The organism is Gracilibacillus sp. D59, from assembly GCF_052246695.1.
Lineage (GTDB): Bacteria > Bacillota > Bacilli > Bacillales > Amphibacillaceae > Gracilibacillus.
In genome coordinates this window covers 63858-77842 of sequence record NZ_JBQQCK010000002.1, presented here as the reverse complement: position 1 = coordinate 77842, position 13985 = coordinate 63858, and the positions used below count along the sequence as shown (strand labels likewise).

12 protein-coding genes are annotated in these 13985 nt (G+C 35.7%); 1 reads left to right on the top strand and 11 read right to left on the bottom strand.

Annotation, left to right across the window (positions count from 1 at the left end; translation table 11 throughout):
* Positions 1-31: 31 nt before the first annotated feature.
* The 10 genes from ACTWP4_RS03715 to ACTWP4_RS03670 all read right to left on the bottom strand — a co-directional run bounded on the left by ACTWP4_RS03715 (position 32) and on the right by ACTWP4_RS03670 (position 11383).
* Positions 32-808, bottom strand: a complete 777-nt coding sequence (locus ACTWP4_RS03715) for an AraC family ligand binding domain-containing protein (RefSeq protein ID WP_443127425.1) — start codon at positions 806-808, stop codon at positions 32-34.
* 25 nt (positions 809-833) lie between these two features.
* Positions 834-1409, bottom strand: coding sequence for a LysE family translocator (locus ACTWP4_RS03710; RefSeq protein WP_443127424.1), 576 nt, complete (start codon positions 1407-1409; stop codon positions 834-836).
* A 223-nt stretch (positions 1410-1632) separates the two neighbouring features.
* On the bottom strand, positions 1633-2592 hold the full coding sequence (gene manA / locus ACTWP4_RS03705) for a mannose-6-phosphate isomerase, class I (protein WP_443127423.1): 960 nt from the start codon (positions 2590-2592) through the stop codon (positions 1633-1635).
* 319 nt (positions 2593-2911) lie between these two features.
* Positions 2912-4147 (bottom strand): S1C family serine protease, encoded by a 1236-nt coding sequence (locus ACTWP4_RS03700; protein WP_443127919.1) that lies wholly within the window; start codon positions 4145-4147, stop codon positions 2912-2914.
* Between the two features lie 18 nt (positions 4148-4165).
* Positions 4166-4963, bottom strand: a complete 798-nt coding sequence (locus ACTWP4_RS03695; protein ID WP_443127422.1) for an MBL fold metallo-hydrolase — start codon at positions 4961-4963, stop codon at positions 4166-4168.
* A gap of 2 nt (positions 4964-4965) precedes the next feature.
* Positions 4966-5919, bottom strand: a complete 954-nt coding sequence (locus ACTWP4_RS03690; protein ID WP_443127421.1) for a two-component system regulatory protein YycI — start codon at positions 5917-5919, stop codon at positions 4966-4968.
* Complete coding sequence (locus tag ACTWP4_RS03685) at positions 5900-7258, bottom strand: YycH family regulatory protein (protein WP_443127420.1); 1359 nt, start codon at positions 7256-7258, stop codon at positions 5900-5902. The genes ACTWP4_RS03690 and ACTWP4_RS03685 overlap by 20 nt, the downstream gene beginning before the upstream one ends.
* A complete protein-coding gene (walK, locus tag ACTWP4_RS03680) occupies positions 7255-9081 on the bottom strand; it encodes a cell wall metabolism sensor histidine kinase WalK (protein WP_443127419.1) in 1827 nt (608 codons plus the stop codon). Before walK ends, ACTWP4_RS03685 begins: the two co-directional genes overlap by 4 nt.
* Positions 9082-9087: 6 nt before the next feature.
* Positions 9088-9792 (bottom strand): response regulator YycF, encoded by a 705-nt coding sequence (gene yycF / locus ACTWP4_RS03675; RefSeq protein WP_443127418.1) that lies wholly within the window; start codon positions 9790-9792, stop codon positions 9088-9090.
* A 184-nt stretch (positions 9793-9976) separates the two neighbouring features.
* Positions 9977-11383, bottom strand: a complete 1407-nt coding sequence (locus ACTWP4_RS03670) for a peptidoglycan DD-metalloendopeptidase family protein (RefSeq protein WP_443127417.1) — start codon at positions 11381-11383, stop codon at positions 9977-9979.
* A gap of 553 nt (positions 11384-11936) precedes the next feature.
* Here ACTWP4_RS03670 and ACTWP4_RS03665 point away from each other — a divergent pair.
* The gene (locus tag ACTWP4_RS03665; protein WP_443127416.1) at positions 11937-12116 is read left to right on the top strand and encodes a hypothetical protein; all 180 of its coding nucleotides are present in this window, start codon (positions 11937-11939) and stop codon (positions 12114-12116) included.
* A 337-nt stretch (positions 12117-12453) separates the two neighbouring features.
* On the opposite strand, the gene ACTWP4_RS03660 is transcribed toward ACTWP4_RS03665, so the two are convergent.
* Positions 12454-13743 carry an adenylosuccinate synthase gene (locus ACTWP4_RS03660; protein WP_443127415.1) on the bottom strand — a complete coding sequence of 430 codons (1290 nt, stop codon included), beginning with the start codon at positions 13741-13743 and terminating at the stop codon, positions 12454-12456.
* Positions 13744-13985: the final 242 nt, after the last annotated feature.

Genomic DNA, 13985 nt, shown 5'->3' with positions numbered 1-13985 from the left:
ATATTGATAAGATTCTTCAATTTCATCCCTCCTAATGGAAATGTGACATATATTCAAATGCTGTTGTTCCATATACGCTTTTAAAATGTTTATTTAAATGCGTTAAATCAACGAAACCACATTCAGCTACGGCCGAATAAATATCTCCATTCTTTTCTATTATTTGCTTCGCACGTTCAATCTTGCAGTTAAGAAAGTACTGATATGGTGAAATATCAGTATGAGCCTTGAACAATCTAATAAACTGAAATTTCGATAAGTCAAGTTCTGCACTTATCTCGTCAAGTTTAAGTACACTTTCTAAGTTGGCATGAAGCATATCCTTAGCTTTTCTAATTAGAGTGTTATCCTTTTTATCGTCTGTAGATAGATTAGTATGAATAAGACTGTCTGTAAGGGATACGAGCAATTCACTGCACAACGCTTCATCTTTTTCACGTAATATCGCATTAGAGAAACGTACTATTTTTTGTTCAAGTTGTGTGTCATATACAATAGGGGTTGAGAAACGTACTATATCCTTTTTTTCAATTATTTCTAAAAGCAATATTGGGTCTATATATAACATAACATAGTCAAGACCTGCCTTATCATGTGCCATGCCGTCATGTACTTGTTCCGGATTAAAAAGCATAACACCATTCGGATATGATAATTGCAGGCTGCCATCCAAGTTGAAATGTTGAATACCACGCAATGTTACACCTATGGCATACTCCTTGTGAGCGTGTTTTTTATAAGTAAAATCGGTTAATCTTGCTGATAACGCAGTAACACCTGCTGATTTTTTATAGATAAATTTGTCCATTAAATTCACCTCAGAAACAGCTTATCTACATCCAGATCATTACTCCAGAATAAGCTAAAAATATTGCCATTAATACATTAACAATCTTATCATACCTCTGTAAAATCGCCTTGAAGATTGTACCGAAAAGAACCCATGTAATAAATGCTAAAAATCCAATAATAGTTATAACGATAACACCTATTGTCACAGCAGACACTTCATTATAGTACGGCATGATGAAACTAGGAATGACAGTCATTGTGAATAATACTACCTTTGGATTTAGGAACTGCATTAGGAAACCTGACATAAAGGTACCGTTTTGACTTATAGTTGGTTTGGATCTATCTGCTTTGTAAATCTGATAAGCGAGATAAAACATATATATGCTTCCAATGATCTGCATTACAGTTAAAATTTTTGGTATTATCTCTATAAGCACGGAATTCAACATAGCTGAAATAGCAAGTAATAAACCAAAAGCAATCGTTGCTCCAAACGTATATTCCATTGCTTTTTTGGTTCCAAGATGATGAACTGTGGATAAGATAACGATATTAGTGGGACCCGGCGTAAAAGTAACAATCAAACAGTATATTAAAAAAGATGCAATATTCATGAGAAAAACTCCTTTTCAAAGTATTCTCCTATAGTTATACATCTTAAAAGTAATTCCATATAGTATATTATTGCAGGCTCAGTGAGGGGTTTTGCGGACGATTAACACCGGGATAAAATCAAATAGCATACCAATCAGTAAGATTTGGTATGCTATTTCCCTTATAAATTTATTTTTTCGCTATGAAAGTGAATGGTTAATGCCCTTTCCAGTGCCTCTATTATTAGGAAGTATGGGAAACGATGAATGACGCATTCCCGTTTAGTTTATAGTTTTGAATAGTTGCCGGGATAATGAAGTGATCACCTTTTTGGATTTTATGTGTTTGGTTGTCTGTCGTAATGGTAGCCTCTCCGTCTATGATACTTACCTGTAGGAAGTCTGCTGTTCTTTCTAGCTCTGCTTCGCCATTTAGATCCCAGTGATAAACAGTGAAATATTTTTCTTCTACTAATTTTTTCTCTGTTAGTCCTTGTTTTTCCACAACTTCTTGGGTTAATTGCGGTGTTTCATGTGGAACAGTCGTCACTTCTTTCGCTTCTTTTAAATGTAATTCTCTTGTATTACCCGCTGCATCTGTTCGATCATAGTCATACACTCGGTAAGTAATATCCGAGCTTTGCTGTGTTTCTAAAATGACGATCCCTTTTCCAATCGCATGAATCGTTCCACTTGGTACATAAACGAAATCGCCTGCTTTTACTTTGACACGACGCAAGAGATCATCCCACTTGCCCTGATCAATCATGTTCTCTAATTCTTCTCTTGTTTGTGCATGGTGACCGATAATTAATTCGGCATCTTCTTCCGCACTTAATACATACCAGCATTCTGTTTTTCCATAAGCTTCATTAGCAACTTCTCTAGCATATTGATCATCTGGGTGCACTTGTACAGAAAGATTGTCATTTGCATCCAAAATTTTAATTAACAGTGGATAAGCTTCAAGGTTATCCACAGGCTTATTAAATAATTCACCATGATGCTTCCATGCATCCAATAATGTTTGACCTTTTAATTCACCATTTATAATTTTACTCGGCCCATTCTCATGAGCTGAGATTGCCCATGCTTCACCTGTTTTCTCATAAGGAATGGTATAGTGAAACTCTGTATGTAACTTCTGGCCACCCCATATCCGTTCCTGGAAGATTGGTTGAAGAAATATTGGTTCTTGATACATAAATAGCTCTCCCTTATCGTTTCTTTAGTGTACTTCCTAAAAGATACTATCTTCTACATGTAAAATCAAACTATACCTCATAATTTATCCACAATTTTGTTCACAATGCACGAATTTTATCACTTATTCACAGCTAAATAGCTCTGCAAACAGTTTATCCACAAATTTATTCACATACTCACATTTTTCGTATATATATCGTATAAGAATTTATGTTCTACACCATATATAGACATTTATCCAGAACTATATCCACAGTATGTGAATAACTAACAAAAAATGTGGATAAAAACTCCTATGAGTTCCTATCCACATCGATTTAGTACGATAATGACGTTAATTCTACCGTTGTTTGATTTTGTTTACCCTCACGATAGTACGTAATCGTTAATTTATCCCCGACCGTTTTTTCTGAATAGAGATGTTTTCTTAAATCCACAATATCGTGAATCGGTTCTCCGTCAAGCTCGGTAATGACATCGTAAGGCTCTAAGCCTCCTTTGTCAGCAGGTGACAAAGCTTCAACATTGCGGATATAAATACCGCCTACGACACTATCTGGAAGGTTCAAGCTTCGTTCCCATTCTACTTCCGCTATATCATTTAACGAGTAAGCTTCAATTCCTAAGAAGGCTCTTGTAATTTCTCCATTACGTTCTAACTCATCAATGACAGGAATCACATCATCAACTGGAATCGCAAAACCGATACCTTCCACCGCAGACTTGGCAATTTTCATTGAGTTAATTCCAATTAACTGCCCTTCCATATTTAATAATGCACCACCACTATTACCAGGATTAATCGCAGCGTCTGTTTGAATAACTTCCGCTTGCCAATCTGCTCGACCATCGTTATTAAAATCTTGTGGAATCGCACGTTGTTTTCCACTAATGATCCCTTGGGTAACTGAACCAGACAAGTATAGCCCTAACGGATTACCAATCGCAATCGCTGGTTCTCCTACATGGACATCTTCTGATTGTCCGATTTCAATGACTTTACTTGCATGGCTTGCATCCATTTCGATGACAGCTAAATCAGTATACAAATCACTACCAATCAGTTTAGCCTTTACTTGTGTCTCATCTGGTAGAAGGATTTCTACTTGATCTGACCCTTGTATAACGTGATGATTTGTTACAATAAAGGCTTTATCACCCTCTATCTTATAAATGACACCAGAGCCTGTTCCTCCTTGACCAGCTTCTTCTTCTTGTTGCCAAAAATCTGACTGACTTTGCACATTAATGACACCTACAACAGCTGGAGACGCTTCCGCAACTATCTCTGAGATTCTGGTAGAAATATCAACTTGTACATTACGAACATCTGAAGGTTGTAAGTTATCTCCTGCATTATCTGATTGGTGTTGATTGGCTGTTGTATCATCATTGATCACTATTTGGTATGGTAAAAGATTATTATTTACTAGCGATGGCAATATGACGGCAAACAGAAAAGCGCCTAGAACCAATCCAATGACAAAAGGCGTCTGCCAACTTCTCTTTTTCGAGGCTTGCCTCGGCCTGTAATGGTCATCATAATAGCCCATTACTTCACCTTCTTTCACTTATACTACATCATAAATAGGTGTCGGTGACTTAGGATCCGTATCATGCAAAGTAACGTGATCACCCACGGTAAAACCAAAATCGTTTAAACCATTTTCCACTGACATTCTTGCTAAATCCTTCATGTTATTATCTTTGCTTAAATGTGCTAAATAAATACGTTTTGTTTCATTATCAATGATATCTTTTAATGCAACCGCACAGTCATCGTTAGAAACATGGCCATTGTCGCCCAATATACGCCTTTTTACACTCCATGGATAACGACCCATTCTTAACATTTCCACATCATGATTTGCTTCAAAAATAAGAGCATCTGCTCCTTGTACGGTTTTCTTAATTCGTTCTGAAACATAACCTAAGTCGGTTACCAGTGCTACTTTCTTGCCATTATGATGGAAGGTATAAAACATTGGTTCTGCTGCATCATGAGACACAGCAAAAGACTCAACATCGATATCTCCAAAGGTTTTTGTTTCTTCCGTCTTAAACACAAATTTCTGATCAAGCTCAATTTTACCGATTGCACCATCCATCGCTTTCCATGTTTTTTCGTTAGCGTAAATCGGTAAATTATACTTTCTAGCAAATATCCCTAAACCTTTAATATGATCACTATGTTCATGAGTAACTAATATTTTGGAAAGGCTGTTGGGATCAATGTGGATCTCTGAGAACAAACGAGTCATTTCTTTTCCACTCAACCCTGCATCTACTAAAATCTTCTCTTTTTCCGTTCCTATATAAAAAGCATTCCCCGTACTACCGGATGCTAGTACACTAAAATGTAACGTCATTTTTACTCCACTCCATTTGTTTCTCCAGTTTCTTTTTGATTTTCTAAAAGCTGTTCTATAAATAAATTCAGATCCTTTTCGTCCCATTCTTCTTTATTTGTAATCTCAAATGCTGCTGTACCGCTTTGCGTATAGTAATCATTAATTTGCTTCTTCATGTCCCTAATGAATTCATTAGTATTTCTAGATGTTAAGTGACTTTCAATTGCATTTACATAATAATATTTCTCATCGTTTACTTCAAATTCCCATGTCGGTGCCAACACTTGAACGCCATTTGGTAATGGAAGTAAGTTGTGGTAACCTAATGTTACTTCATCGGTTATTTCATCATCAGAACCGATAAAACCGTCTTGCAAATATAGTCCTGTCAATGCATTGAACGGACTGTTAATTTCCTCCGGGTCGGACTCTGGTTGTTCATCTGCTTTTTCCAGAATGGTTTGTACATATCTCGTTACTTCATCCTTTTCATTCACTTGTACTAATAACACGCCACTAAGATTAAAATAAATAGGACGATCTAACTTCTGGAAAAAAATAAACGTATTAGATTTTTCGTCTTTGCCAAAATATTGATACTGATCAAAGTTCCAGATATGCTCACCTAATGCTTCCGTGTTTTCTTCCACATTAATCGCTAATGGCAGATCAAATTTGGATATGATAAGGTGATTGTCAACAATTATACTTTTCTGATTCGGCAGTTCTCCTATTTCTGTTACCTCTGACTCTGAAAATTCTCTTCTCTCGGCATTTAACACAGCCTCTTCAGTAGGATATTCTTCTGGTAAATTATCTAAGCCATTGACATTATTCCGAACATTCTCTTCTATTGGAACTTCTTCTGTATATTCATAACCCGAGTTTGAATTATTAATGAAATGATGTAACAGGAAAATGTCAAGGACAAGAAAGCAAAGGATAAACAGTGTTTTAATTTGATCCCATTGCATTTGTTTCCCCTCCTTGTGTACTACTTTCATTACCTGTTACATATTCCCAACCTGAAAAAGTCTTGATACACCAAGTTGGAATCAAATCAAATACTTGACCACCTTGTTCAATTCGGTAACCTATTTGAATATCTAATATCTCACTAAATGAAATTTGATCTGAATTCTGAAGGTGATTTATCAATTCTTGACTGGTCATTAACTTAGTTGGTGCACGCTCATATGAAAATGTTAATTGCATTAATGGTCGGTTATATTGATACTCGTCTAGGTTTTGGTACTCGACAGACATTGATGCTAGTCCATTGTTTGAAAATATCGGATAATTTTGATACATCATTCGGTATTCCACCAAATTAGAAATTTCGCTTAAGTTATCCAAGCGGTATTGAATCCCTTGATTAACAAACCAACCATCATGTGAATTAATATACTCAATTGAGCTGGAAATCAGGAAATCACCTAAATTGCCGGTCTCTTCAGGTATAGAGTCCTGCTCTTGCTGATTTTCAGATGTAGAAAAATCAGTGAATTCCATTGCATAACCTCTAACTAAGACTTCACGCTGATCATCACCATATACGTGAGCTCCCTCTGCATTCATCGAGCTTGCAATAGTGGTAGGGTCACGGAAAAAGATTGATTGAAAAGTATTGGTATCTGGATTGATCGTCTCATAACGAAATTTCCACCCTACAATATTAGTCTCTTTTGGAATATATATCTGTCTCTCATTCTCAAGATCTACTTTCTCATAATTAATGAAATCATGGTCTAATTGCATCTGTTCAAAATATTTCACAACCTGTGCCATGTTCTGCACATTTGCCCGAATATCGATTCCATCTTGACTTATATTATCAAATATGATCTGTTGATTTTGCCTGTTTTCATCAGCAATTAAATAAATCCGTTTGAATTTACTATCAATCATCATATCATCTGTCGTAAAAATTTCTTTGATAAGTGTAGATGGAATCGAAGTCGGGAAAATAATTTCCATTATATGATCCGCTTCATTTACATTCATATCTTCATTTTCCGAAATCATGTTAAAGTTATACAATGACCATTCTGACATATCCTGGAAAACTTCTAATTCCACCTGCTTATCGCTAAATCCTAATAGTGATTCACCGTCATGAATGACTATTTGTGAAGGCTTAATTAGATTTTTCTTTGTTTCGTCTGAACCATTTAATTGTGCATCTCTTGCTAAATCAGTATTGGAAGGCTCATACTCACCTTGATAATTCCAAATACCTAATGTTAATAACAAGCTTAATGAAACTAAGAACACAAGTAAGATCGTTTTAATAATCTCAAAATCTATTCTCATTTTCTACTACCTCGCTTTCGTTTCATAAGCGGTAGCGTGAAATAAATGGTGGTTCCCTTTCCCTCTTTACTTGAAGCCCAAATCTGACCATGATGATCTTCAATTATTTCCTTGGAAATTGCAAGTCCTAAACCAGTTCCACCTAATTCTCTTGAGCGTGCTTTATCAACACGATAAAAACGCTCAAAAATCTTTTCCACTTTTTCGCGGGCAATACCTAACCCTTGATCACTAATACTGATCCGCAGACGATGAGATTCTTTCACAACCTGGAATATAATTTTTCCACCTTCTGGAGAATACTTGATCGCATTAGACAAAATATTATCTGTCACTTGGGTAATTTTATCTTGATCTACCCAGACAAAAATTCGTTCATTCGGAATTTTACGCTCGAAATGTATTAATTCTGTCTTATTCATCTCAAATCGATCCAAGATATGATGGAATACTGGAATAATATCAATTCTTTCCTTATATATCACACTTTCTTTATGATCCATCTTTGATAATTGCAGTAAATCATTAACTAAGCGGATCATTCTTTCCGTTTCATTTTGTGTAACTTGTAAAAATTGCGGTGCTAAATCTTTATCTTCCCACGCACCACCATCTGTTAATGCTTCGAGGTAACTTCTCATCGTGGTTAGTGGTGTTCTTAATTCATGCGATACATTGGAGACAAATTCCTTACGCTCCCTGTCTACTTTCTCCTGTTCGGTTACATCACTAATCACCGTAATAAGCCCCATAAAATTTCTCTCTTCATCCTGTACAATAGAAAAGTTAGCTTTAATTAAAAAGAGTTGTTCTTCATCACTAAAATCTACTGTAAGTGAACCTAATTCTTCTAATTCATTAACATCCACTAATTTATCTTCAATCTGTAATACCTCCGCAATAGGCTGTCCTTTAGCCTCATGCAAGGACATCCCGATTAAGTGAGTTGCAGGGTCATTCATTAACGTAATTTTTCCTCTTTCATCAGTAGCAATGACACCATCAGACATATTGGATAGTACAGAGCTTAATTTTCTGCGCTCTTCTTCCGTCGTTTGATTTGCCAGTTTTAACCGGTCATTCATATCGTTAAAGGTGGTAGCTAATTGCCCAATCTCATCCTGACCATATACATTTACTTTCTTGGAGAAATCTCCACGAGCCATACCCATAGCTTGTTTCCGCATTTCAGTAATAGGCTTAGTGATCGTTCGTGCTACCAGAATACCTAATACAATCGATACAATAACTGCTAGGATTGTCCCATTTAAAAATATCTGATTAATTTCCCGTAATTGATCATACACTTCCTCAATAGATGCCTCAGAATAAATCGCACCGACAGCTACATCTCCATCCATAATCGGTAATGTACGGACAAATACGCGATCTTGTGTATATATGTTTCGTCTTGTATCTGTGTATGGCTGTCCATGTAACAAGGCAAGACTTATCATATTGTTTCCCGAAATCTTTTTACCGATCATATCAATTCTATTCGCACCTAAAACTCGGAATTGTGAATCAATTACTTTTAAATCAGAGAAAATTTCATTAGAATATCTGGCTGTAATATCTCTAACTTCTTCCTGTAATGTTAATCCTTCGCCATCATCTGATCGATCTTTACGAAATGCTTCCTCTACATTGGTTCGTAAGACCTGTAATCGATCATCCACACTCTCCTTGTGGCTTGCTAACAAAGTAGTTTCTAATTTTTGGCCAAAATACGTACCAATTACTTGGACTGCCAATAAAAGAAACAAAGAAAGTATCACAATAATTTTTAACCGAATCGATTGAAAAAAGCTAACTTTATTCATGTAACATTACCCCTGTTCAGGATTTCGTAAATAATATCCGACACCTCTTCTTGTTACAATCCACAATGGATTACTCGGATTATCCTCAATTTTCTCTCTAAGCCTTCTTACCGTTACATCGACCGTACGGACATCACCATAATAATCATAGCCCCATACCGTCTCTAACAAATGCTCTCTAGTCATGACCTGACCAATATGGCGAGCAAGATAATGGAGTAATTCAAATTCCCGGTGTGTTAACTCGATATAGTCACCATCTCTTGTAACCGTATATGCATCGGGATGAATCACTAGCGAACCGATCGTAATATCACTTGTTTCGTTCTTTTGGTTAGCTGGTTCTACCTGCAAACGTCTTAAATTTGCCTTCACCCTAGCAGTTAACTCTCTATTACTGAATGGTTTTGTCACATAGTCATCCGCTCCTAGTTCAAGGCCAAGGACTTTATCAATTTCTGCATCTTTTGCAGTAAGCATAATAATCGGCATACTATGTGTTTTTCTTACTTCCCGGCATACTTCATTTCCATCTTTTTTTGGTAACATAATGTCTAACAAAATTAAATCAGGATCTTCATTTGTTGCGAGTTCGATTGCTTCGTCTCCATCATATGCACACAATACTTCATAGCCTTCTTTTTCTAAGTTGAATTTTAATATATCTGCAATTGGCTTTTCGTCATCTACCACTAATATTTTTTGACTCATTAAAAGCACGTCCTTTTTTCATTATATTTTTACTTATATCCTTATTCTAACCGAAATTAACAAAAATGTCTTATTGCTACTATATATAGTAACAATCATCCTATCATATTCGCAAAAAACCCTTGCTACAATGCTGCAACAAGGGTTTGTTTCTATATAATTTTGAGTTATATTGTATAGGTGTTTAGAATAAGTTAGCTGGGTTTACTAATGACCCGTCTTTATATACTTCAAAGTGTAAATGGATGCCTGTTGAGAAACCAGTTGTTCCCATTACACCAATTTTTTGTCCTTTTTCTACCGTTTGACCTGCTGAAACACTGATTGATTTTAAGTGGGCATAAACTGTACGATAACCGTTGTTATGATTAATGACAACTTTGTTACCATAACCACCACTATCCCATCCGGCTGAAGCAACTGATCCGTTATCGGCAGCTGAAATCGTGCGGTTACTTACACCTGCGATATCAATACCTTTATGGTAAGAACCCCATCGTTGACCTACATGGCTTGTAATACTTCCACCGACCGCTGGCCAACTGAGTTGTCCAGTTCCTCGTGAAGAAACAACTTTTGTACCTTTAACGATTATTTTCTTGGTAGGCTCTTTCGTTACATTTTCTTCTAAGACTTCTGTGTCTACCGTCTTTCCGTTAACTTTTTCAACACGGTAATGTTTTTCAACGGTACCATTTTCGCCTTCTTGTTTCACTTTTTCTTCGCCTTTGTACATCTCTTCTGATTCTTCTATTTCAGTTTCATAGGCAATTTCTTCTTCGTCCAGTTTTTCTTCTGTTACGACAACTTGGACATATGGTTCATAAGCAGTGACATTTAATTCGTCACCGATTTGAATGAGTGATTCCTCTGTCAAACCTGGATTTAGTTCAAGTAACTTGTCCAATGAAAGGTCATACTGACTGGCAATACTTCCTAAAACATCTCCAGCTTCCACCACATGCTTTTTGTTTTCTAATGTGCCTTTTTCCAATAATGTAATACCTTCTTCAACAGTTAAAACTTTGTCTTCTGGAACTTTTTTAGGTTTTATTGAAACTTCTTTTGTTAGTGAAACGTCTATAATATGAGACTCCCCTACTGATAATGGTTCAGATGTTTCTTCTGAATCATTATCTATCTTTTTTAATACGTCTGCACTAACATATTGCTCTTTATACTTTTGGATGACTTGTTCTGCTTGTTCTTTTTCGGGGAAATAACCAGCTACTTCGTCACCAATCATTAAACCTTGTGCTTCTACAGCTACGCTTAGTTCCTCTTGCAAATAATCTATTACTTCCTGATTATCTGCTTCAGAAGAAAAAACTGTTTCTGGAACATAGTCAATCTCTTCATTTACAGTATAAGTAAAGTTCTTCTTATCTTGATGATCAGAGATTTTTTCAGAAATGTAATTCTCTACTACTGCCTTGTCTTCTACAATACCTACATGCTCACTGTCTACATATACATGGTAGACTTCGTTTAGTTCGGTATCTTCCGCTAAAGCAACTTGTGACGAAAAGCCTAATGCTACAACACCAGCAACTGTCAGATGCTTCACGAACCCCTTCATACTTTCTCGCATACTAACTTCCTCCTATAACCCCAACTACTATATATCTCTATTTATCTTTAATTCAAATCTTCTACCTTACCCAATCTACCATAAAACAAATTAGCATTAAACATTTTTAATAATAATGTAACAAAACTGTATAATATAACCCATAAATTTACATCGATTGTAACAAAAGGGTAAGAAGAAAGGAGAAATGTTCCTTTTTTGTGTTTACATACACTTTTTTGTCATAGCATTTTAGGAGTAATATTAGTAAGGCAACATCCGATGCATTAGATATAAACTCCTTTTTAAAATTCAGTTTGATATAAATCTAAAAGAGGCAAATTCAGATTGAGATTGGAAATCTGAATTATACTTTACTTTAATAACGAAGGAGGTAGGATAGATTGAAAAAAATAATCATATTTTTATTTATTATTGTAGTAATAGGGGCAACTTTTTTCTTAGCGCTTAGTACAAAATCTTTTCAGGGTACAGTAGTTGATAAAAACAATGGTAATGTATAATAGATAGCTGTCCTGTTTTACAGTTTGGTAATGGTGAAGATGTAGCCTATATGTGTGAAGTCAAAGTTAATAAGAAGAGTGTTATTATTGATCAATCTAATGAGGAACTATCATTAAATGATATTGAGGAAGGCGATTCTATTTCAGTAGTATTAGCAAAACGAAAAGTCATAAGAAAAGATAAACATAGTAGAGAAGTTATAGCTAAAAAAATGACATTATTAGATTAAAATAAACCTAAATAGGAAGTAAAATATGTAATTGAGAGTATAATTTCTTCCATTTCACAGTTAATTATAAAAATGAATAATGTAATACAAACAATCCCTCATCTTCTAAACCTCTTACCCCTCTCGTTTTAATCTCGTCAAAGAATTGCATCCTGGTTTCATAGTCATCGCGAATGGTAGCGTAAAGGCAGTCCAAAAAGTATAACTTCGCGGTTTATGTTTTTTGTGCACCATTAAATACATTCCTCACTTTAAAAAAGGTATAAACCCGTTCCATTATAGACGAAAAGGGTTTATACCTGTCTGATACTATCTTTTATAACAGTGGTTTTAATGATTAGTTACTATAAACACTTCTTACAACATTTGTTTGTGAACGGTCTGGTCCTACTGAGAACACAGATAATGGAATACCTGTTAATTGAGAAATACGCTCTAAGTAGTGACGAGCATTTTCCGGTAATTCATGCAATGTTCTTACACCGGTAATATCTTCTGTCCACCCTGGTAATTCTTCATATACAGGTTCACATTCTGCCAGCACTTTTAAACTAGCTGGGAATTCTTCCATGATTGCACCTTTATATTTATAAGCTGTGCAAATCTTTAATGTTTCAATTCCAGTTAATACGTCGATGGAGTTTAACGATAAATCTGTAATACCACTAACACGACGAGCATGTCGTACTACAACACTGTCAAACCAGCCTACACGACGTGGGCGACCTGTTGTTGTTCCATATTCATTACCTACTTCACGAATTTGATCTCCGATTTCATCGTGTAATTCAGTAGGGAAAGGTCCATCACCAACACGAGTAGTATATGCTTTTGACACACCTACTACATGATCAATTTTAGAAGGTCCAACACCAGATCCGATCGTAACACCACCAGCAATTGGGTTTGATGAAGTAACAAAAGGATAAGTACCTTGGTCAATATCAAGCATAACCCCTTGTGCCCCTTCAAACAGCACACGGCGGCCTTCATCTAACGCGTTATTTAATACAACAGATGTATCTGCCACGTATTGTTTCAATTGTTGCCCATATTCGTAATATTCCTCTAATATATCTTCTACTTCTATCCGTTCCGTTTCATATACTTTTTCAAAGAAACGATTTTTCTCTTTCAAATTGCTTTCTAATTTTTCACGGAAAGCGTCTTTATCTAATAGATCGGCGATACGAATCCCAACACGAGCTGCTTTATCCATATAAGCTGGTCCAATTCCTTTACGTGTTGTACCGATTTTATTTGCACCTTTATCTTCTTCTTGTAAAATATCTAATTTTAAGTGGTACGGTAGAATGACATGTGCACGATTGCTAATACGCAAATTGTTGGTGCTGACATCTTTATCATGTAAATATTTTAATTCCTCAACCATTGCCTTTGGATCGATAACCATACCATTACCTAATACACAAGTTTTGTCTTTAAAAAATATTCCTGAAGGTATTAAGTGTAGTTTATATGTAATACCATCAAATTTTATGGTATGACCTGCGTTATTTCCACCTTGATAACGTGCTACTACCTCTGCGTTTTGTGAAAGAAAGTCTGTAATTTTACCTTTTCCTTCGTCTCCCCATTGTGTTCCAACAACGACTACTGAAGACATAACGGCACCTCCGCCTTATCAATTTATTCATTCCGAACTAATTCTACCAATCTTACCGAGCAATGTCAATTCAATTACGAACATTTTTATCAATTCAGTTATTATTGTTCGTGAAAATACGTTGAATACCTTCTCCTATTGTGAACATTATAACCAATCTATACAAATTCTAATTACTATAGAACCGAAAATCCGTCACCCTCTTATTGGTGGTACTTTCCTTCGCTCCTTCATGAATATTG

Coding starts and splice junctions, on each gene's coding strand:
- ACTWP4_RS03715 (WP_443127425.1), bottom strand. CDS start 808: ATGGACAAATTTATCTATAAAAAATCAGCAGGTGTTACTGCGTTATCA.
- ACTWP4_RS03710 (WP_443127424.1), bottom strand. CDS start 1,409: ATGAATATTGCATCTTTTTTAATATACTGTTTGATTGTTACTTTTACG.
- manA (WP_443127423.1), bottom strand. CDS start 2,592: ATGTATCAAGAACCAATATTTCTTCAACCAATCTTCCAGGAACGGATA.
- ACTWP4_RS03700 (WP_443127919.1), bottom strand. CDS start 4,147: ATGGGCTATTATGATGACCATTACAGGCCGAGGCAAGCCTCGAAAAAG.
- ACTWP4_RS03695 (WP_443127422.1), bottom strand. CDS start 4,963: ATGACGTTACATTTTAGTGTACTAGCATCCGGTAGTACGGGGAATGCT.
- ACTWP4_RS03690 (WP_443127421.1), bottom strand. CDS start 5,919: ATGCAATGGGATCAAATTAAAACACTGTTTATCCTTTGCTTTCTTGTC.
- ACTWP4_RS03685 (WP_443127420.1), bottom strand. CDS start 7,258: ATGAGAATAGATTTTGAGATTATTAAAACGATCTTACTTGTGTTCTTA.
- walK (WP_443127419.1), bottom strand. CDS start 9,081: ATGAATAAAGTTAGCTTTTTTCAATCGATTCGGTTAAAAATTATTGTG.
- yycF (WP_443127418.1), bottom strand. CDS start 9,792: ATGAGTCAAAAAATATTAGTGGTAGATGACGAAAAGCCAATTGCAGAT.
- ACTWP4_RS03670 (WP_443127417.1), bottom strand. CDS start 11,383: ATGCGAGAAAGTATGAAGGGGTTCGTGAAGCATCTGACAGTTGCTGGT.
- ACTWP4_RS03665 (WP_443127416.1), top strand. CDS start 11,937: ATGTGTGAAGTCAAAGTTAATAAGAAGAGTGTTATTATTGATCAATCT.
- ACTWP4_RS03660 (WP_443127415.1), bottom strand. CDS start 13,743: ATGTCTTCAGTAGTCGTTGTTGGAACACAATGGGGAGACGAAGGAAAA.